16 protein-coding genes are annotated in these 19,703 nt (G+C 71.0%); 9 read left to right on the top strand and 7 right to left on the bottom strand.

Features of this window, described 5'->3' with window-relative positions:
- Positions 1-70 precede the first annotated feature (70 nt).
- Positions 71-1,030: a bifunctional riboflavin kinase/FAD synthetase gene (locus O3X23_RS24460; protein ID WP_269273653.1), complete on the top strand. Its 960-nt coding sequence runs from the start codon at positions 71-73 to the stop codon at positions 1,028-1,030.
- Between the two features lie 13 nt (positions 1,031-1,043).
- On the opposite strand, the gene O3X23_RS24455 is transcribed toward O3X23_RS24460, so the two are convergent.
- The 5 genes from O3X23_RS24455 to O3X23_RS24435 form a co-directional block, all read right to left on the bottom strand.
- Positions 1,044-1,709, bottom strand: a complete 666-nt coding sequence (locus O3X23_RS24455) for a response regulator (RefSeq protein ID WP_269273652.1) — start codon at positions 1,707-1,709, stop codon at positions 1,044-1,046.
- The gene (locus O3X23_RS24450; protein WP_269273651.1) at positions 1,706-2,974 is read right to left on the bottom strand and encodes a sensor histidine kinase; all 1,269 of its coding nucleotides are present in this window, start codon (positions 2,972-2,974) and stop codon (positions 1,706-1,708) included. The genes O3X23_RS24455 and O3X23_RS24450 overlap by 4 nt, the downstream gene beginning before the upstream one ends.
- A gap of 4 nt (positions 2,975-2,978) precedes the next feature.
- Positions 2,979-3,803 carry an ABC transporter permease gene (locus O3X23_RS24445; RefSeq protein ID WP_269273650.1) on the bottom strand — a complete coding sequence of 275 codons (825 nt, stop codon included), beginning with the start codon at positions 3,801-3,803 and terminating at the stop codon, positions 2,979-2,981.
- Entirely contained in the window at positions 3,800-4,744 is a 945-nt protein-coding gene (locus O3X23_RS24440; RefSeq protein ID WP_269273649.1) for an ATP-binding cassette domain-containing protein, read from the bottom strand. The genes O3X23_RS24445 and O3X23_RS24440 overlap by 4 nt, the downstream gene beginning before the upstream one ends.
- A 237-nt stretch (positions 4,745-4,981) precedes the next feature.
- Positions 4,982-8,461, bottom strand: coding sequence for an SCO5717 family growth-regulating ATPase (locus tag O3X23_RS24435; protein ID WP_269273648.1), 3,480 nt, complete (start codon positions 8,459-8,461; stop codon positions 4,982-4,984).
- Positions 8,462-8,944: 483 nt separating this feature from the next.
- Here O3X23_RS24435 and rpsO point away from each other — a divergent pair, with 483 nt between their 5' ends.
- From rpsO to O3X23_RS24410, 5 genes are all read left to right on the top strand, one after another.
- Positions 8,945-9,232, top strand: a complete 288-nt coding sequence (rpsO, locus tag O3X23_RS24430; protein ID WP_138357422.1) for a 30S ribosomal protein S15 — start codon at positions 8,945-8,947, stop codon at positions 9,230-9,232.
- A 266-nt stretch (positions 9,233-9,498) separates the two neighbouring features.
- Entirely contained in the window at positions 9,499-11,715 is a 2,217-nt protein-coding gene (locus tag O3X23_RS24425) for a polyribonucleotide nucleotidyltransferase (RefSeq protein ID WP_269273647.1), read from the top strand.
- Positions 11,712-13,088, top strand: coding sequence for a M16 family metallopeptidase (locus tag O3X23_RS24420; protein WP_269273646.1), 1,377 nt, complete (start codon positions 11,712-11,714; stop codon positions 13,086-13,088). The genes O3X23_RS24425 and O3X23_RS24420 overlap by 4 nt, the downstream gene beginning before the upstream one ends.
- Before the next feature lie 76 nt (positions 13,089-13,164).
- A complete protein-coding gene (gene dapB, locus O3X23_RS24415) occupies positions 13,165-13,917 on the top strand; it encodes a 4-hydroxy-tetrahydrodipicolinate reductase (RefSeq protein ID WP_269273645.1) in 753 nt (250 codons plus the stop codon).
- A gap of 5 nt (positions 13,918-13,922) precedes the next feature.
- Complete coding sequence (locus O3X23_RS24410) at positions 13,923-14,378, top strand: tetratricopeptide repeat protein (protein ID WP_269273644.1); 456 nt, start codon at positions 13,923-13,925, stop codon at positions 14,376-14,378.
- A gap of 39 nt (positions 14,379-14,417) precedes the next feature.
- Here the strand turns inward: O3X23_RS24410 and O3X23_RS24405 are convergent, their stop codons facing one another.
- Positions 14,418-14,963 (bottom strand): hypothetical protein, encoded by a 546-nt coding sequence (locus tag O3X23_RS24405; RefSeq protein WP_443047953.1) that lies wholly within the window; start codon positions 14,961-14,963, stop codon positions 14,418-14,420.
- A gap of 73 nt (positions 14,964-15,036) precedes the next feature.
- Positions 15,037-15,279 carry a hypothetical protein gene (locus O3X23_RS24400; protein WP_269273643.1) on the bottom strand — a complete coding sequence of 81 codons (243 nt, stop codon included), beginning with the start codon at positions 15,277-15,279 and terminating at the stop codon, positions 15,037-15,039.
- Positions 15,280-15,448: 169 nt separating this feature from the next.
- On the opposite strand from O3X23_RS24400, the gene thyX reads away from it, so the two are divergent.
- From thyX to O3X23_RS24385, 3 genes are all read left to right on the top strand, one after another.
- Positions 15,449-16,186 (top strand): FAD-dependent thymidylate synthase, encoded by a 738-nt coding sequence (gene thyX / locus O3X23_RS24395; protein ID WP_269273642.1) that lies wholly within the window; start codon positions 15,449-15,451, stop codon positions 16,184-16,186.
- A gap of 173 nt (positions 16,187-16,359) precedes the next feature.
- Positions 16,360-17,259, top strand: coding sequence for a 4-hydroxy-tetrahydrodipicolinate synthase (gene dapA, locus O3X23_RS24390; protein WP_269273641.1), 900 nt, complete (start codon positions 16,360-16,362; stop codon positions 17,257-17,259).
- A gap of 175 nt (positions 17,260-17,434) precedes the next feature.
- The gene (locus O3X23_RS24385) at positions 17,435-19,120 is read left to right on the top strand and encodes a ribonuclease J (RefSeq protein WP_269273640.1); all 1,686 of its coding nucleotides are present in this window, start codon (positions 17,435-17,437) and stop codon (positions 19,118-19,120) included.
- The last annotated feature ends 583 nt before the right edge of the window (positions 19,121-19,703 follow it).

Below are 19,703 nucleotides of genomic sequence, written 5' to 3'. Positions count from 1 at the left end.
GGACATGGCAGGCTTGGACCCGTACAGGCATACACAGCTATTCGGTACGACGAGGAAGCGGAGCGTCAAGGTGCAGCGCTGGCGGGGCTTGGAGGACGTTCCCGGGGACTGGGGACGCAGCGTCGTCACCATCGGCTCCTACGACGGTGTGCACAGGGGGCATCAGCTGATCATCGGGCAGGCCGTCGACCGCGCCCGTGAGCTGGGCGTCCGATCGGTGGTCGTCACGTTCGATCCGCACCCCAGCGAGGTCGTGCGGCCGGGCAGCCACCCGCCGCTGCTGTCCGCGCACCACCGCCGTGCCGAGCTGATGGAGGGGCTGGGCGTCGACGCGCTGCTCATCCTCCCCTTCACCGCCGAGTTCTCGAAGCTGTCGCCCGGCGATTTCGTGCGGACGGTGCTCGTCGACGCGCTGCACGCGAAGCTCGTCGTCGAGGGCCCGAACTTCCGGTTCGGGCACAAGGCCGCCGGTGACGTCGAGTTCCTCTCCGCGATGGGCCTGAAGTACGACTACGAGGTCGATGTCGTGGACCTGTACGTGCGCGGTTCCGCGGGCGGCGGCGAGCCGTTCTCGTCGACGATGACGCGCCGGCTGGTCGGCGAGGGCGACGTCGCGGGCGCCATGGAGATCCTGGGCCGTCCGCACCGCGTCGAGGGCGTCGTCGTCCGGGGCGCGCAGCGCGGCCGTGAGCTGGGCTTCCCGACGGCGAACGTGGAGACGCTGCCGCACACCGCGATCCCCGCGGACGGCGTGTACGCCGGCTGGCTGCACGTGGACGGCGAGGCGATGCCCGCCGCCATCTCCGTCGGTACGAACCCGACCTTCGACGGTACCGCCCGCACGGTCGAGGCGTACGCGATCGACCGCGTCGGGCTGGACCTGTACGGGCTGCACGTGGCCGTCGACTTCCTCGCGTACCTGCGTGGCATGGAGAAGTTCGCGTCGATCGACGCGCTGCTCGTCCGGATGGCCGAGGACGTGAAGCAGTCCCGCGAACTGATCGAGGACGCGACGACGCCCACCTCCTGACCGGGCCGCGGCCTCAGGACGGCCGGATCAGCCGCGTCTCGTAGGCGAAGACCACGGCCTGCACGCGGTCGCGCAGCCCGAGCTTCACCAGGATCCGGCTCAGGTGGGTCTTCACGGTCGCCTCGGCGAGGTGCAGCCCCGCGGCGATCTCCGTGTTGGACAGCCCGCGGCCGACCTCGACCAGCACCTCGCGCTCCCGCGCGGTGAGCCGGCCGAGCCGCTCGTCGCCGTCCGCCGCGCTGCTCCCGGCCGGGAGCTGGTGGGCGAAGTTCTCCAGCAGGCGGCGGGTGATCCGGGGCGCGACGACGGCGTCGCCCGCGGCCACCGACCGGATCGCGGCGAGCAGTTCCTCGGGCAGCGCGTTCTTGAGCAGGAAGCCGGACGCGCCCGCCCGCAGCCCGGCGAAGGCGTATTCGTCCAGGTCGAACGTGGTCAGGATCAGTACCCGGGTCTCCGGGCAGGACTCGACGATCCGGCCGGTGGCCTCGATCCCGTCCGTGCCGGGCATCCGGACGTCCATCAGCACCACGTCGGGCCGCAGCGCGAGCGTCAGGCGGACGGCCTCGGCGCCGTCGGCGGCCTCGCCGACCGGCTCCATGTCGGGCTGGGCGTCGAGGACCATCGTGAAGGCCATCCGCAGCAGCGGTTCGTCGTCGACGAGAAGCACCCGGATCGTCACAGGGCACCGCCCCCGGCCCGCTGCGCGTCCGCGTGGTGAGGCGCGTCGCCGTCCTGGGGCGCGTCCTCGTCCTGGTCCGGGATCAGGGTGAGCACGGCCGATACCCGCCACCCGCCCTCCGGCCGCGGGCCCGCGTCGAGCTGCCCGCCGTACGCGGCCGCCCGTTCGCGCATCCCGGCGATCCCGTGCCCGGACGGGGGCGTCGGCGTGGTCGTGGCGGGGCCGTCGTCGGTGACGTCCACGCGGACGGAAACGGGGGAGCAGCGCACCCGGACGTCGGCACGGGTGCCGGCCGGGGCGTGCTTGAGGGTATTGGTCAAGGCTTCCTGTACCAGTCGGTAGACGGTGAGCTGGGCGGCCGCGTTGGCCACGGCCGGGTCCCCTGCGACGCTGAGGCGGGTCGGCAGCCCGGCGGCGCGCACCTGCTCCGCGAGCGGTTCCAACTGGGCGATGCCCGGCATGGGATGGCGCAGCGCGTCGGGTTCGTCGGCACGCAGCACGCCGAGGAAGCGGCGCATGTCGGTGATGGCCTGCCGGCCGGTCCCGGAGACCTGCCGCATCGCGGCGGCCGCCTTCTCCGGATGCCGCTCCTGCGCGAAGACCGCGCCGTCGGCGAGCGCGACCATCACGGACAGGTTGTGGGTGACGATGTCGTGCATCTCCCGGGCGATCCTGGCCCGTTCACCGGCCACCGCGAGCTGCGCCCGCTGGTCGCGCTCCCGCTCCAGCCGTCCCGCCCGGTCCTCCAGCGCGGCGAGGTAGGCGCGCCGGGTGCGCATGTTGACCCCGATCACCGCGGCGGCGATCACCATCGCCGACAGCGCGATGAACGACTGGGTGGTGCGTCCGTGCGTCGCCCAGGTCAACGCGGCCAGCAGCGTGCCGAGTTCGAGTACGGCGAAGGCCAGCAGCGTCCTGCGCCGGGTGGAGTGCGCGGCCACGGTGTACAGCGCGATGAGCAGCGCGACATCGGCGGGGAGCGGGGCACCGGCCAGCCACTGGAGGAACGCGACCGCCGCCAGGACACCGAAGACGGCCAGCGGGGCCCGCCGCCGCCACACCAGCGGGAGCAGCAGCAGCCATTGGAAGACCATGAGGGAGGGCGAGCGGGCCAGGTCACGGTGGGACAGGCCGGCCGTCGCGAGCAGCAGCGCCGCGGTGAGCGCCGCGTCGACGGCGACCGGCGGCAGTTTCGCCCGCACCAGCAGCCGGACCCGCCCGAGGGCGGTGCCCCAGGCGCGCACCGTCCGCCGGAGCCGCGTCACGGTCTCACGCGTCCCGGCGCCTGAGTGCTGCCGCCGCCGCTGCCAGGGCGACGGCCGTGTAGAGGCAGAAGACTGCGAACCCGGTCCATGGGGCCAAGATATGCGGCTCCGGGTGGGCCACGAGCAGGGCCTGCCCCGCGTTGCCCGGCAGGTACTCGCTGACGGACCAGGTGGACGGCAGCGAGTCGGCGAGCAGCGGCAGCACCATGAGCAGCCCGAAGACGGTGGCGATGCCGCCCGCGGTACTGCGGACGAGGGTGCCGATGGCCACGCTCAGCAGGCCCACGACGGTGAGGTACAGGCCGGCGCCGAAGACCATGCGGGCGGCGCCGGGCGCGCCGAGCGTCGTACCGATGTGCTGGGACGACAGGATCGCCTGGCCGGCCAGGAACGCGATGAGCGACGCCGTCGTCATCGCGACGAACGTCACCGCCGTGTACACGGCGGCCTTCGCCCACAGCACCGGAAGTCGTCGTGGCACGGCGGCGAACGTCGCGCGGATCATGCCGGTCGCGTACTCGCCGGTGACCACGAGGACGCCGAGGACCGCGACGGCGAGCTGCGCGAGCAGGAAGCCCCGTACGCTCACTCCGGCCGCGCTGAACCTGAGCTGCTCACCCCGGTCCATATGGGGCCAACGGTTCGCGCTGACCGCGCAGAAGAGCAGTCCGAGGCCGATCATCGCGACCACGGCGGCGGTCAGCGTGATGAGCGTGGACCGCAGGGTGCGCAGCTTGATCCACTCGGAGTGCACCACCCGGAGCTGGGTCACGTGGCCGCGACCGGCGGGGGCGCTCGCGGTGGGTGTCCGGTCGAGGAGGGTGGTCATGCCGCACTTCCTTCGCGGGCGGAGAATTGCGTGGCGGGGGCGGGTGCCTGGTACTCCACGGCGTCCCGGGTGAGTTCCATGAACGCCTGCTCCAACGAGGGCTGCTGCGGGGTCAGTTCCCCGAGCGCGATGCCGTGGTCGGCGGCGATCCTGCCGATGCGGTCGCTGCTCAGACCGATCACCTCCAGCACGCCCGCCGCCTCCGACTCCACGGTCACCTCGGGACCCGCCAGCAGCCTCCGCAGCCGGTCCGCGTCGTCGCTCCGCACCCGCACCGAGGTGCCCGCCGCGCCGCGGACGAACTCCTCCACGGAGGTGTCGGCGATCAGCCGGCCGCGGCCGATCACGATCAGGTGCTCGGCGGTGAGCGCCATCTCGGACATCAGGTGCGAGGAGACCAGGACCGTACGGCCTTCGGCGGCCAGGCTCCGCAGAAGGTTGCGGATCCACAGGATGCCCTCCGGATCCAGGCCGTTGACCGGCTCGTCCAGGACGAGCGTCGCGGGGTCGCCGAGCAGCGCGCTCGCGATGCCGAGGCGCTGCCCCATGCCGAGCGAGAAGCCGCCCGCGCGCTTCCTCGCGACCTCGCGCAGGCCCACGATGTCGATCACCTCGTCGACCCGGCCGCGCGGGATGCCCGTGGTGACGGCGAGGGCGAGGAGATGGTGGTACGCCGAGCGCCCGGTGTGGATCGCCCGGGCTTCCAGCATCGCGCCGACCTCGTGCAGCGGGGCCCGGTGGTCGGCGTAGTGCCGTCCGTTCACCGTGACCCGGCCCCCGGAGGGCGCGTCCAGACCCAGGATCATCCGCATCGTGGTGGACTTCCCGGCGCCGTTGGGCCCGAGGAAACCGGTGACGATCCCCGGCCGCACGGTGAAGCTGAGCTCCTCGACGGCGGTGCGCTCGCCGTAGCGCTTGGTGAGTGCGTGGGCTTCGATCATCGGAAGGTCCTTGTGGCCGGCAGCGATCGGGGTATTCGATACGCCCTCACGCTAGGCCGCCGACCAGGGCGGGCACGACGGTCCCCAGGCGGAACTCTCGGCCGCGCGGCTGCATCCCGGGGTGGAACGGGAGTACACCCGGTGATGTACCCCGAGGCTCCGCGCCACCGCGCGAAGAGGGCCCCGCCGCGGGTGCGGCGGGGCCCTCGACTGCCTCGGCTACTGCTTCGGCTTCGGCTACTGCTGGGGCGGAGGCGGCGGCGGGTAGCCGTAGCCCGGCGGCTGCTCCGGCGGGGCCTGCTGCGGAGGCTGCTGCGGCCAGCCCTGCTGCGGCTGCGGCTGGTACGGCTGCGGCGCCTGCGGCTGGTACTGCTGCGGCGGCTGCGGTGCCTGTGGGTGCGGCTGGCCAGGACCCTGGGGCGCGTGGCCGTGGAACCCGGGCTGGGGCGGCTGCGGCTGCTGGTACTGCGGCTGACCTTGCTGCGGTGCCTGCTGCTGGTACTGCTGCTGACCCGGCGGCGGGCCCTGCTGCTGACCGGGGACCGGCGGTGGCAGGTGCGGCGGCGGGTTCCCGTCGGCGGTCCACAGCCCCTGTGCCTGCTGCGCGCGGACGAAGTCCTCGGCGACCATGGCCGAGAGGTTGAAGTACGCCTCCCGGGTCTTCGGACGCATCATGTCGAGGTCGACCTCCGCGCCCGCGGCCAGGTGCTCGTCGAACGGGACGACCATCACCCCGCGGCAGCGCGTCTGGAAGTGGGCGACGATGTCGTCCACCTTGATCATCTTGCCGGTCTCGCGGACTCCCGAGATGACCGTGATGCTGCGCTGCACCAGTTCGGCGTAGCCGTGCGCCGACAGCCAGTCCAGCGTGGTGCTCGCACTGCTCGCGCCGTCGACGGACGGCGTGGACACGATGATCAGCTGGTCGGCCAGGTCGAGCACGCCGCGCATCGCGCTGTAGAGCAGACCGGTGCCCGAGTCGGTGAGGATGATCGGGTACTGCTTGCCCAGCACGTCGAGGACCCGGCGGTAGTCCTCGTCGTTGAACGCGGTCGACACGGCCGGGTCCACGTCGTTGGCGATGATCTCCAGCCCGGAGGACGCCTGCGAGGTGAACCGGCGGATGTCCATGTAGCTGTTGAGGTACGGGATCGCCTGCACGAGGTCGCGGATGGTCGCACCGGTCTCCCGGCGGACCCGGCGGCCGAGCGTACCGGCGTCCGGGTTGGCGTCGATCGCGAGGATCTTGTCCTGGCGCTCGGTCGCCAGCGTCGAGCCCAGTGCGGTGGTCGTCGTGGTCTTGCCGACGCCGCCCTTGAGGCTGATCACCGCGATCCGGTAGCAGGACAGCACCGGAGTACGGATCAGCTCCAGCTTCCGCTGCCGCTCCGCCTCCTCCTTCTTGCCGCCCAGCTTGAAGCGCGACGGCGTCGCGTTGGCGCCGGGCCGCTTCGGCTTCGGCTGGTTCTTCAGCAGCCGGTCCGACGACAGCTCGACGGCCGCGGTGTAACCGAGCGGCGCGCCCTGCACCGAACGCTGGCGCTGGTCCGGCGTCACCGTCGGCCAGCCGCCGGTACGCGGATCGGCGGCCGGCCCCTCGGCGGGAGCCGGGTGGGGCTGCGCCTGCGGCTGGGGCTGCGCGTACTGCTGGGGCTGGGGTTGCGGTTGAGCCTGCGGCTGGGCTTGCGGCTGCTGTCCCTGCGGCGGGAAACCGTATCCGCCGTGCGGCGGCAGCGGCTGCAACGCCGCACCGGGGTTGGCCTCCGGCGGCAGCGGCGCCGCGGGCGGCGGGAAGCCGTAGCCGGCCTGCGGCTGGGGAGCGGGCGCCTCAGGCCCCGGCGCGACGGGCGGCTGCGGAGCCCCGCCCTGCGGGAACCCGTACCCCTGCTGCGGAGCCGGGGCCGGGGCGGCCGGGGGCAGCGCGGGGTTGGGCCAGGGTGCGCCGGTGGGCGGAGCACCGCGGTCCTCCGGAGCGGGCTGCGGCAGCGGCGCGAACGTGCCCGGCTGCGGCTGCTGCGGCTGCTGGGGCTGCGCCGACTGGCCGCCCTGCGGGAACCCGTAGCCGGGCTGCGGGGCAGGCGGGTTGGGACTCGGCCACGGTGCCGCCGAGGGTGCGGGAGCGCGGTCCTCGGGGGTCTGCGGCGACGGCGGAACATCAGCGGGAGCCGGGTATGCGTACCCGCCCTGCGGCGGCTGCTGCGCCGGCGGGAGCTGCGGCTGCGCCGCGGCCGGCGGGAAGCCGTACTGGGGCTGCGGAGCCGGCGCGGGGTTGGGCCAGGGCGCGGGCGGCGGCGTCCGGTCCTCCGGCGCAGGCGCCAGCGGCGGCTGCCCGGCCTGCCCCGGCTGCGGGAACCCGTACCCGCCCTGCGGCGCGGGAGCCGGCGCCGGCGCGTCGGCGCCGGGAGGCGGGAAGCCGTAGCCGTCCTGTGCGAGCGGCGGCTGCTGTGCTGCCGGCGGGGGAGTGGGGGTTTCCGGCGCGTCGATGACCGGCCGGGGGAAGCCGTAGCCGTCCTGTGCGAGCGGCGGTCGTGGTGCTGCCGGCTCCGGTGTGTCGGAGGCGGGGCGCGGGAAGCCGTAGGACCCCTGTGCCAGCGGGGGCTGCTGGGCTGCCGGCGGGGGCGTGTTCTGCTCCGGGTGGTCTACGGGTGCGGGAGCCGGGGGCGCGTCGGCGGGGCGCGGGGAGTCGTAGCCGTCCTGCTGCTGAAGAGGCGCTGCCGCGCGCGGGGCCGGGAGGTTCGGCGTGCCGGATCCCGCAGGGGTCGGCGGGGTGGCCGGCTCGACGGCCTCGGGCGGCGCCGGGGGAGCGAACGTGTAGTCCGCGCCGGGCGCGGGAGCGGGCCAGGGCGCGCCCGTGGGCGGGGTGGCCCGGTCGTCGGGGAGCGGCGGCCTCGCGGGGGTGTCCGCGGCCTGGAACTGCGGCGGCAGCGGCGGGACCGCGCTCTGCGGGGGAGCGGGGGACCACGCCGCGACCGGCGCCGGCGGCGCCGTGGGCACCCAGACGGGACCGGAGGACGGCGGAGGGGCGTCCTGCTCCGGATCCGGTTCCGGAGTCGCCTCCGGCTCCGCGGGCGTCGACGCGCCTTCGGGCTTGTCCGCTCCGGGCCGCTGGCGCAGCGATCCGGGCGCGATCCGCACCGTCGACTCGCTCCGGACCGCGCCCGGCAGCTCGTCGTCGTCCCGCTCGGGCTCGGTCACGGGGGCGTCCGCCGGACGCTCGTCGCCGACGCTCGGCTTCAGCGTCGGAAACGCCGGAACAGCGGGTGCGACGGCCTCGGCGCGAACCGGTTCCGCGGCGGCAGCCGGAGCCGGCTCCGGGACAGGAGCGCGGGCAGGTTCGGGAGCGGGAGCCGGGACGAACGGCACCGAGGTCGCGGACCAGGTCGGCTCGCTCGCGGCCGCAGGGGCCGCCGGCGGCGCGACCGGGCTCACGGGCAGCGGAGCGGGCGGCTCCGCCGCCGCCACCGGGGGCTCGGGCGCGCGCTCGGGCTCCTCCGCCACGGAGGGAGCGGACGCGTCGCCGGAACCGCTACCCGCCCCCGAGTCGCCCCCGTCGACGTCATCCCCATCGCCGTCACCGCTGTCGTCCGCACCGGCGTTCTGCATGTACCAGGCAGGCGGCGTGTAGTCGAAGGTGAACTCGCCGGTGTAGTCGGCGTCGCCCCTCTCCTCGACAGGGGCGGCCCCGCCCACGCGGTTCTCGTCCCGCTCGCTGCTCACAATGCCTCCTGGTATATCTCTGAAACGCATCCGAACGGCAGGGACGGACGGTCGGTGGAGCGCTGAAGGCCTGCTGGCGAACGGAACCGGTCGGCGATCGCGCGACGGTCTCCGCGACGGGCGCGGCCGGGTGATCCGGCGTGCTGCATCGTCGATCCCCTCCCCCGGGTGTGCCGCAGTAGCCTTTACTTGCCCCACTCGGGCTGTCCGCCCTCTTCTGCTCCTGCCGCTCTAAGGGACACCCTAATCATCGGCGGCAGTTCCACGGCAGGCCCGCCCCTCCGGCGGGCACCCGCGGCCCCCTCCACCCGGCGCCCCGGGCAGCTCCCCGGGGAGCGCGGCAAAGCGGTGCCCGCGCGGCTGGTATCCTGGCTGACGGATGTGTGTGTAAGAACCCGCGTCCTCGCCTCCAGAGTTATCCAAGATCGCCTGTGATTCCAGTCCAGGGGCACTCGGAGGCAAACCAACACCTGAGGAGTTCGTATGCCGCTCGACGCCGCGACGAAGAAGCAGATCATCGCCGAGTTCGGTGCCAAGGAGGGCGACACGGGCTCCCCCGAGGTGCAGGTCGCGATGCTCTCGCGCCGTATCTCGGACCTCACCGAGCACCTCAAGCTGCACAAGCACGACCACCACTCCCGTCGTGGCCTGCTGCTCCTCGTCGGCCAGCGCCGCCGTCTGCTGCAGTACCTGGCCAAGAAGGACATCACGCGCTTCCGCGCCCTGGTCGAGCGCCTCGGCATCCGCCGCGGTGCGGCCGGCGCCAAGTAACACGTTGACGGGGGAGCGGTTCCCACCCGGGAGCCGCTCCCTTTGCGTACTCAACCGGCGATTCTTTGTAGTCTGGTGTGAGCACGCTGTAACACACTGAGGAGGAGCGTCCTCCTAATGAGCCACGAACGCCGGTCCTCGGTAGTGGCCTCCGGGCAGCAGGACTCCCCGAAGGCTTCGATCGAAGACCGGCCCCTGGCGGGACGCTCCCCTCACCGAAGGTCCCCGGGATACGCCCTGGGACATGAATGAGGAGAATTCCCATAGTGGAGAACGAGACCCACTACGCCGAGGCCGTTATCGACAACGGTTCCTTCGGCACCCGCACCATCCGCTTCGAGACGGGCCGTCTGGCCCGTCAGGCCGCCGGCTCCGCCGTGGCCTACCTGGACGATGACACCATGGTGCTGTCGGCCACCAGTGCTTCGAAGCACCCCAAGGAGAACCTCGACTTCTTCCCCCTCACGGTGGACGTCGAGGAGCGCATGTACGCGGCCGGCCGGATCCCCGGTTCGTTCTTCCGCCGCGAAGGGCGCCCCTCCGAGGACGCGATCCTCACCTGTCGCCTGATCGACCGCCCGCTGCGCCCGTCCTTCGCCAAGGGCCTGCGCAACGAGATCCAGGTCGTCTGCACGATCATGGCGCTCAACCCCGATGACCTGTACGACGTGGTCGCGATCAACGCCGCCTCCGCCTCGACGCAGCTCGCCGGTCTCCCCTTCTCCGGCCCGATCGGCGGCGTCCGCGTCGCACTGATCAAGGGCCAGTGGGTGGCGTTCCCGCGTCACAGCCAGCTCGAGGACGCCGTCTTCGACATGGTCGTGGCCGGCCGCGCCCTGGAGGACGGCGACGTCGCGATCATGATGGTCGAGGCCGAGGCCACCGTCCGCACGATCGCGCTCGTCGAGGGTGGCGCCGAGGCGCCGACCGAGGAGATCGTGGCCGCCGGCCTCGAAGCCTCCAAGCCCTTCATCAAGGCCCTGTGCAAGGCGCAGTCCGAGCTGGCGGCCAAGGCCGCGAAGCCGACCGCCGAGTTCCCGCGCTACCTCGACTACCAGGACGACGTCTTCGCCGCCCTGTCCGAGGCCGTCACCGGTGAGCTCGCCCAGGCCCTGACGATCCCCGGCAAGCAGGCCCGCGAGGCCGAGCTGGACCGCGTCAAGGCCATCGCCGCCGAGAAGCTTCTCCCGAAGTTCGAAGGCCGCGAGAAGGAGATCTCCGCCGCGTACCGCTCGCTGACCAAGAAGCTGGTCCGCGAGCGCGTCATCAAGGACAAGGTCCGCATCGACGGCCGTGGCGTGACGGACATCCGTACGCTGGCCGCCGAGGTCGAGGCCATCCCGCGCGTCCACGGTTCCGCCCTGTTCGAGCGCGGCGAGACCCAGATCCTGGGTGTCACCACGCTGAACATGCTCCGCATGGAGCAGCAGATGGACACGCTGGCGCCCGAGACGCGCAAGCGCTACATGCACAACTACAACTTCCCGCCGTACTCCGTCGGTGAGACGGGCCGCGTCGGTTCGCCGAAGCGCCGGGAGATCGGTCACGGCGCGCTGGCCGAGCGGGCGATCCTGCCCGTGCTGCCGTCCCGCGAGGACTTCCCGTACGCGATCCGCCAGGTCTCCGAGGCGCTGAGCTCCAACGGCTCGACGTCCATGGGCTCGGTCTGCGCCTCGACCATGTCGCTGCTGAACGCCGGTGTGCCGCTCAAGGCCCCCGTCGCCGGTATCGCCATGGGTCTGATCTCCGAGGAGATCGACGGCAAGACGCACTACGTCGCCCTCACCGACATCCTCGGTGCGGAGGACGCGTTCGGCGACATGGACTTCAAGGTCGCCGGCACGAAGACCTTCGTCACCGCGCTGCAGCTCGACACCAAGCTCGACGGCATCCCCGCCTCGGTCCTGGCCGCCGCGCTGAAGCAGGCCCGCGACGCCCGCCTCCACATCCTCGATGTGATGAACGAGGCGATCGACGTTCCGGACGAGATGTCCCCGAACGCACCGCGGATCATCAGCATCAAGATCCCGGTGGACAAGATCGGTGAGGTCATCGGCCCCAAGGGCAAGATGATCAACCAGATCCAGGAGGACACGGGCGCCGACATCTCCATCGAAGATGACGGTACGGTCCTCATCGGCGCGACCGAAGGCTCCCAGGCCGAGGCCGCGCGCGCGGTGATCAACCAGATCGCCAACCCGACGATGCCCGAGGTCGGCGAGCGCTACCTCGGCACCGTCGTGAAGACCACCACCTTCGGTGCCTTCGTCTCGCTCATGCCGGGCAAGGACGGTCTGCTGCACATCTCGCAGATCCGCAAGCTCGCCGGCGGCAAGCGCGTCGAGAACGTCGAGGACGTACTCGCCGTGGGCTCCAAGGTCCAGGTCGAGATCGCCGAGATCGACGCCCGTGGCAAGCTCTCGCTGATCCCGGTCATCGAGGGTGAAGAAGCGGGCGACCCCGAGGACGAGTCCGGCTCGTGACCTCTCGCACCACTGTCGTGACGGCCCGCCCCTCCACCAAGGGGCGGGCCGTCCGCACACAGACCCTGATTCCCGGCACCGACGGCATCGGCACCGTGCGCAGGACCGTGCTCCCCGGCGGCCTGCGCGTCGTCACCGAGACCCTGCCCACGGTGCGCTCCGCGACCTTCGGCATATGGGTCAACGTCGGCTCCCGCGACGAGACCCCGGCGCTGAACGGCGCCACCCACTACCTGGAGCACCTGCTCTTCAAGGGCACGAAGCGGCGTAGCGCACTCGACATCTCCTCGGTGATCGACGCGGTCGGCGGCGAGATGAACGCGTTCACCGCCAAGGAGTACACGTGCTACTACGCACGCGTCCTCGACAACGACCTGCCGCTCGCCATCGACGTCGTGTGCGACATGCTCACCGGCTCGCTGATCCGCCAGGAGGACATCGACGCCGAGCGCGGCGTCGTCCTCGAGGAGATCGCGATGACCGAGGACGATCCGGGCGACCAGGTCCACGACCTGTTCACCACGGCGATGCTCGGCGACTCCCCGCTGGGCCGCCCGGTCCTCGGCACCGTCGAGACCATCAACGCCCTCACCCGCGACCAGGTCGCCCGCTTCTACAAGCGGCACTACGACCCGACGCACCTCGTCGTCGCCGCGGCCGGGAACGTGGACCACGCGACGGTCGTCCGCCAGGTCCGCAAGGCGTTCGAGAACGCCGGCGCCCTGCGCGACACCGACGCCGTTCCGATGGACCCGCGCTCCGGCGCCCGCACGCTGCGCACCGCCGGCCGCGTCGAGCTGCTGGACCGCAGGACCGAGCAGGCGCACGTGGTGCTCGGCATGCCCGGCCTGGCCCGTACCGACGAGCGCCGCTGGGCGCTCGGCGTGCTCAACACGGCGCTGGGCGGCGGCATGAGCTCGCGGCTGTTCCAGGAGGTCCGCGAGAAGCGCGGCCTGGCGTACTCGGTGTACTCGTACACCTCGTCGTTCGCGGACTGCGGCCTGTTCGGCGTCTACGCGGGCTGCCAGCCGCGCCGGGTCCCCGAGGTGCTCAAGATCTGCCGGGACGAGCTCAACAACGTCTCCGAGCACGGTCTCACCGACGAGGAGCTGCAGCGCGCCATCGGCCAGCTGTCCGGCTCGACGGTGCTGGGCCTGGAGGACACCGGGGCGCTGATGAACCGTCTCGGCAAGAGCGAGCTGTGCTGGGGCGAGCAGATGTCGGTGGACACGATGCTGGAGCGCATCGCCGCCGTCACCCCGGACGACGTACGCGCGGTCGCCCGCGATGTACTGGGACAGCGTCCGTCGCTGGCCGTCATCGGCCCGCTGAAGGACAAGCAGGCCGCGCGTCTGCACGAATCGGTCGCGTAGCCCCCACGCGACGGGTCGCACCCGTGCCGCGGTCGCACCACGCGACCGCGGCGCACAACCGGAGGAACGGATCAGCATGAGCAAGCTCCGTGTGGCCGTCATCGGCGCAACCGGCCGGATCGGCGCCGAGGCCGTGCGGGCCGTCGAGGCCGCCGACGACCTGGAACTGGTCGCCGCGCTCGGCAGGAACGACCCGCTGACGGCGCTGACCGACGCCGGCGCGCAGGTCGCCGTCGAGCTGACGCACCCGGACGCCGTGATGGCGAACCTGGAGTTCTGCGTCCGCAACGGCATCCACGGCGTCGTGGGGACCACCGGCTGGACCGAGGAGCGGCTGACGTCGCTCAACGGTTGGCTGGCGGACTCCCCGGCCACCGGAGTGCTCATCGCCCCGAACTTCTCGATCGGCGCGGTCCTGACGATGCGCTTCGCGCAGCAGGCCGCCCGCTACTTCGAGACCGTCGAGGTCATCGAGCTGCACCACAACCGGAAGGCGGACGCCCCCAGTGGCACCGCCACCCGGACCGCCCAGCTGATCGCGGCCGCCCGGGACGCGGCGGGGATGCCCCGCCAGCAGGACCCGACCAGCCACGGCCTGGACGGCGCGCGCGGCGCGGACGTCGACGGGGTGCCGGTGCACTCCGTGCGGCTGCGCGGCCTGCTCGCGCACCAGGAGGTCCTGTTCGGCGACACGGGGGAGACCCTCACCATCCGGCACGACTCGCTGCACCACAGCAGCTTCATGCCGGGCATCCTGCTCGCCGCCCGGAAGGTCACCGGAACCCCGGGTCTGACCTTCGGGCTGGAGCACTTCCTGGACCTGGACTGATCGCCGTGCGCGCCAAAGTGACCTACTTCCTCCTGGCCGGGGCCCTGGTCTGCTACTTCGTCCTGGTCGGCAGCCGGGGAGTGCTGCTCCTGCAGGAGGGCACGTGGATCACCGTGCCCTTCGGCATCGCCGTCCTCGTCCTGCCGTTCATCGGAGCCTGGTTCCTGTGGCAGACCACCCAGTTCGCCCGGCACGCGAACCGGCTCTCGCGGGAGCTGGACGCCGAGGGCGGCCTGCCCGTGGACGAGCTCGTCCGCACGCCCGGCGGCCGTATCGACCGCGACTCGGCCGACGCGGTCTTCGCGAAGCGCCAGGCCGAGACGGAAGCCTCGCCCGACGACTGGCGCAGCTGGTTCCGGCTCGCCATCGCCTACTTCGACGCCCGCGACACCCCGCGGGCCCGCAAGGCCATGCAGCGCGCCATCGCGCTGCGCGACGGCAAGCCGGTCCGCACGGGCTGACACAGCCGAAACGGTTCGCCGGACGGTCCGGAGCGCGGGTCAGCGCAGTTCGGTGGCCCAGCCCTCTATGGCGTCGGCCGCCATGTCGAAGGCCTCGACGCGCCCGAGGAAGTCGGCGTTGTGGTCCGTCATCAGCGGCCGCAGCGCCTGGCCGTTCCGGCGGGTGACGACCAGCGCCTGACCCTGGACGGTACGCGGCAGCCCCAGCACCTTCACCGGCTGCTGCACGGTGCGCACGCTGCCGACGCCGTCCCACGGCACGGTGATCGTGTAGAAGAGGCCCGCCTGCCGCAGCCCGCGCCCGCTGACCCAGAAACCCATGCGCAGCAGGCGCAGCGCGCAGAGGATCACCAGAAAGCCTCCGCCCAGGCAGAGCCCCGCGCCGGGCAGCGCGCCGGTGGCCGCGATGATCATCGCGGCGAAGAGCACGTACGAGGAGAGCACCAGCAGCAGCGCGGCGGTCGCGACCCGCCACGGGCCGGGGCGGTACGGGCGCATCCACCGGTCCTGCGGGGTGTGCGCCAGCGCGGCGGACGCCTCGTGCTGGTCGTGGACGCCGTCGGAGGCGAGGAAGGGCAGGGGCACGCGCGTGGTCCTTTACCGGCAGAGGTGGGGCTCTGACCGGTGAGGTTATCGGCCGACCGACGTGGTGACCAGCTCAGGGCGTTCTGGCGGCCTTTTCGTGTTGCGAGCCGACGGAGCCCTGCTGGTGCGGATCGAGTGCGGGGGCGCCGAGCAGCGCGGCGGCGACCAGTCCGGCGAGCACCAGTACGGTCCCCAGCGCGCGTCCCGCGATGCGGAGCCGGCTCGGACGGGTTCGGGGCGGGGGAGCGACGTTGCTCTGGAAATTCTCCGCCTCGGCTATGAAGGCGAACGGCACGGGCTCTCCCCGGCGGAACATGCGACCCACTCCACTGTCAGAAAATCTGTCCGAATTACTGCAAGTCTCCCAATCTAGCAACGCTTGTCCGCCATTCGGCGGGCGGGGTGGGGTTTGTGGCGGTGAGCAGGGCTGTCGGCGCCAGCGTCTAGGCTGGACGCGCCCCTTGAGACGACAGATAGGACCCACGGTGAGCGATACCTCCACCGAGACCGCCGTCCAGTTCCGCGGTGAGGTAACCGTCGACCTGGTGAAGCACAGTGCCGCGGACTCGGACGTGCTGTGGGCGGCGCGCGTGTCCACCGCGGGAGAGCAGTCCCTCGAAGAGCTGGCGAAGGACCCCGAGCGCTCCAAGGGCCTGATCAACTATCTGATGCGCGACCGGCACGGCAGCCCTTTTGAGCACAATTCGATGACGTTCTTCATCAGCGCCCCGATCTTCGTCTTCCGCGAGTTCATGCGGCACCGCGTGGGCTGGTCGTACAACGAGGAGTCCGGCCGCTACCGCGAGCTCCAGCCGGTGTTCTACGTTCCCGCGCAGGAGCGCAAGCTCGTCCAGCAGGGCCGTCCGGGCAAGTACGAGTTCGTGGACGGCACGGACGCCCAGCACCGGGCGACGACCGAGGCCATGGAGGCCTCGTACCGCCAGGCGTACGACGCGTACCAGGAGATGCTGGCCGCCGGCATCGCCCGTGAGGTGGCCCGTGCGGTCCTCCCGGTGGGTCTGTTCTCCTCGATGTACGCGACTTGCAACGCGCGCTCTCTCATGCACTTCCTCGGACTCCGTACCCAGCACGAGCTGGCGGCCGTTCCGTCGTTCCCGCAGCGGGAGATCGAGATGGTCGGCGAGAAGATGGAAGCCGAGTGGGCGAAGCTCATGCCGCTGACCCACGCGGCCTTCAACGGCAACGGGCGCATCGCTCCGTAGCGCTTGTCACAGCCGATTGTCCGAAGTGTCCCGATTGCAGGCATTCGCGAAGTTCATCTAGGCTGCGGAAACGGACTCCGGCAGTGCTTGAACCCCCGAGCAGGCACCGCCGGAGTCCTTTCCGCAGGTCCCGAGGCGACACGCGCCGACATACAACGAGTAGCGTTGGACCCATGGCTCCGACCTCCACACCGACGACCCCCTTCGGGCGGGTCCTGACCGCAATGGTCACGCCGTTCACCGCGGACGGCGCGCTCGACCTCGACGGCGCGCAGCGACTGGCCGCCCACCTGGTCGACGCAGGCAATGACGGCCTGGTCGTCAACGGCACCACCGGCGAGTCGCCGACCACCAGCAACGTGGAGAAAGGGCAGCTCGTACGGGCTGTCCTGGAAGCCGTGGGGGACCGCGCCTTCGTCATCGCCGGAGTCGGGACCAACGACACCCGGCACAGTGTCGAGCTGGCGCGCCAGGCCGAGCAGGCCGGTGCGCACGGCCTGCTCACCGTGACGCCGTACTACAGCAAGCCCTCGCAGGAGGGGCTGTACCAGAACTTCACGGTCATCGCCGATGCCACCGGCCTGCCGGTGATGCTCTACGACATCCCCGGCCGCAGCGGCGTCCCGATCGACACCGAGACCCTCGTCCGGTTGGCCGAACACCCCCGCATCGTCGCCAACAAGGACGCCAAGGGCGACCTCGGCGCGGCGAGCTGGGCCATCGCCCGCAGCGGACTCGCCTGGTACTCCGGCGACGACATGCTCAACCTGCCCCTGCTCTCCATCGGCGCGGTCGGCTTCGTCTCCGTCGTCGGCCACGTGGTCTCCCCGGAGCTGCGCGCCCTGCTCCAGGCCCACCTGGCCGGGGACATCGCCAAGGCCGCCGAGATCCACCAGCGTCTGCTCCCCATCTTCACGGGAATGTTCAGGACGCAGGGCGTCATGACCACCAAGGCCGCCCTTGAACTGCTGGGACTGCCCGCGGGACCGCTGCGACTGCCTCTCGTGGAACTGTCCGCGAGCGAGACGGAGCAGCTGAAGCAGGATCTCGCCGCCGGCGGGGTAGACCTGTAGTCACAGACTTCCGCAGCCCCGGGCTCGCGGTTCGCACACTTCGTCACCACAGACTTCACAACTGAATACGCACGCATAAGCACCACGAACACGCACAACGCAAACCGACAGCACAACGAAATGTCACGCGCGCCGGCGATCCACCGGACCCCGGCGCGCGTGGTGAGGAGAAACTTTGAGCCACCCGCACCCCGAGCTCGGCCTGCCCCGCGCGCTGCCCGAAGGCGGCCTGCGCATCACACCGCTCGGCGGCCTCGGTGAAATCGGCCGCAACATGACGGTCTTCGAGTTCAACGGGAAACTGCTGATCGTCGACTGCGGCGTGCTCTTCCCCGAGGACGAGCAGCCCGGCATCGACCTGATCCTGCCGGACTTCTCATCGATTCGGGACCGCCTGGACGACATCGTCGGCATCGTGCTGACCCACGGCCACGAGGACCACATCGGCGCCGTGCCGTTCCTGCTCCGTGAGCGGGACGACATCCCGCTCATCGGCTCGAAGCTGACGCTCGCGTTCATCGAGGCGAAGCTCCAGGAACACCGCATCCGGCCGTACATCCTCGAAGTGGCCGAGGGCCAGCGCGAGCGCATCGGCCCCTTCGACTGCGAGTTCATCGCGGTCAACCACTCCATCCCGGACGCGCTCGCGGTCGCGATCCGCACCCCCGCGGGCATGGTCGTGCACACCGGCGACTTCAAGATGGACCAGCTGCCGCTCGACGGCCGGCTGACCGACCTGCACGCCTTCGCGCGGCTGGCGGACGAGGGCATCGACCTGCTGCTCTCCGACTCCACCAACGCGGAGGTCCCCGGCTTCATCCCGCCGGAGCGCGACATCTCCCAGGCGCTGGAGCAGGTCTTCGCCAAGGCGGAGAAGCGGATCATCCTGGCGAGCTTCGCCAGCCACATCCACCGCATCCAGCAGGTGCTGGACTGCGCGCAGCAGCGCGGCCGCAAGGTCGCCTTCGTGGGCCGCTCCATGGTCCGCAACATGGGCATCGCCCGTGACCTCGGCTACCTCAAGGTGCCGCAGGGCCTGATCGTGGACGTCAAGCAGCTCGACGACCTGCCGGACAACAAGGTCGTCCTGGTCTGCACCGGCTCGCAGGGCGAGCCGATGGCCGCACTGTCCCGGATGGCCAACCGCGACCACCAGATCCGGATCGTCGAGGGCGACACCGTCGTCCTGGCCTCGTCGCTCATCCCGGGCAACGAGACCGCGATCTACCGCGTCATCAACGGTCTGACCCGCTGGGGTGCCAACGTCGTCCACAAGGGCAACGCCAAGGTCCACGTCTCGGGCCACGCCTCGGCCGGCGAGCTGTTGTACTTCTACAACATCTGCAAGCCGAAGAACCTGATGCCGGTCCACGGCGAATGGCGCCACCTGCGCGCCAACGCCGAGCTGGGACAGCTCACCGGTATCCCCAAGAGCCGCTGCGTCATCGCGGAGGACGGCGTGGTCGTCGACCTCATCGACGGCGTCGCCAAGATCGCGGGCAAGGTGCAGGCCGGCTATGTGTACGTCGACGGCCTGTCGGTCGGCGATGTCACCGAGTCGTCCCTCAAGGACCGCCGCATCCTCGGCGAAGAGGGCATCGTCTCCGTGACCGTGGTCATGGACAGCAACACCGGCAAGCTCGTGGGCGGGCCGTACATCCACGCCCGGGGATCCGGGATCGACGACGAGGCGTTCTCGGCGGTCATCCCGCGGATCGAGGAAGCGATGGCCAGGTCGGCCTCCGACGGCGTCGTGGAGGTACGGCAGTTGCAGCAGCTCATCCGCCGTGCGATCGGCAAGTGGGTGTCCGACACCTACCGCCGCCGGCCGATGATCCTGCCGGTCGTCGTCGAGGTCTGAGCACCGACCTGATGCACAGTCACCGGGGCGGGGCAACCGATTTGCATCCGGGTGCCCCGCTCCAGTAAGTTGGCACAACCGCCTCGACGAGTGCCGCGGAAACGTATGTTTCCAGGGCAGACTTGAATTGGCCGGTAAATCCGACGAAAAGCTTCTGCTAAAGTCGGGTGCAGCGGGAAAGCCGAAAGGCAGAAACGCTAAAGCAGGAACTGAAAGAATCCCGCTGACTGGGAATCGGACGCGAAAGCGTCTGATAGAGTCGGAAACACGAAGGGAAGCCCGGAGGGCGCCGGAGACGGCACCAAAGGAAGCGTCCGTTCCTTGAGAACTCAACAGCGTGCCAAAAGTCAACGCCAGACTTAAAACACCCCGGGCGGAACCCAATCGGGTTTCGTTTGGTGGTTCCTTTGAAACAAAGTCCTTCTGCCCTCCGGTCCTTCGGGACAGGAACTGGTGGGAGGCAATTACACAGCGAGGACGCTGTGCACCACGGGCCTTATTCCGGCCGGTGGTGCCGCTCTTGCGTGGAGACATTCACGGAGAGTTTGATCCTGGCTCAGGACGAACGCTGGCGGCGTGCTTA

The organism is Streptomyces sp. H39-S7 (genome assembly GCF_027158205.1).
In the GTDB taxonomy this organism is placed as follows: Bacteria; Actinomycetota; Actinomycetes; order Streptomycetales; family Streptomycetaceae; genus Actinacidiphila.
Note: the sequence above shows the minus strand (reverse complement) of the source record. Positions and strands in the feature narration are given on the sequence as shown.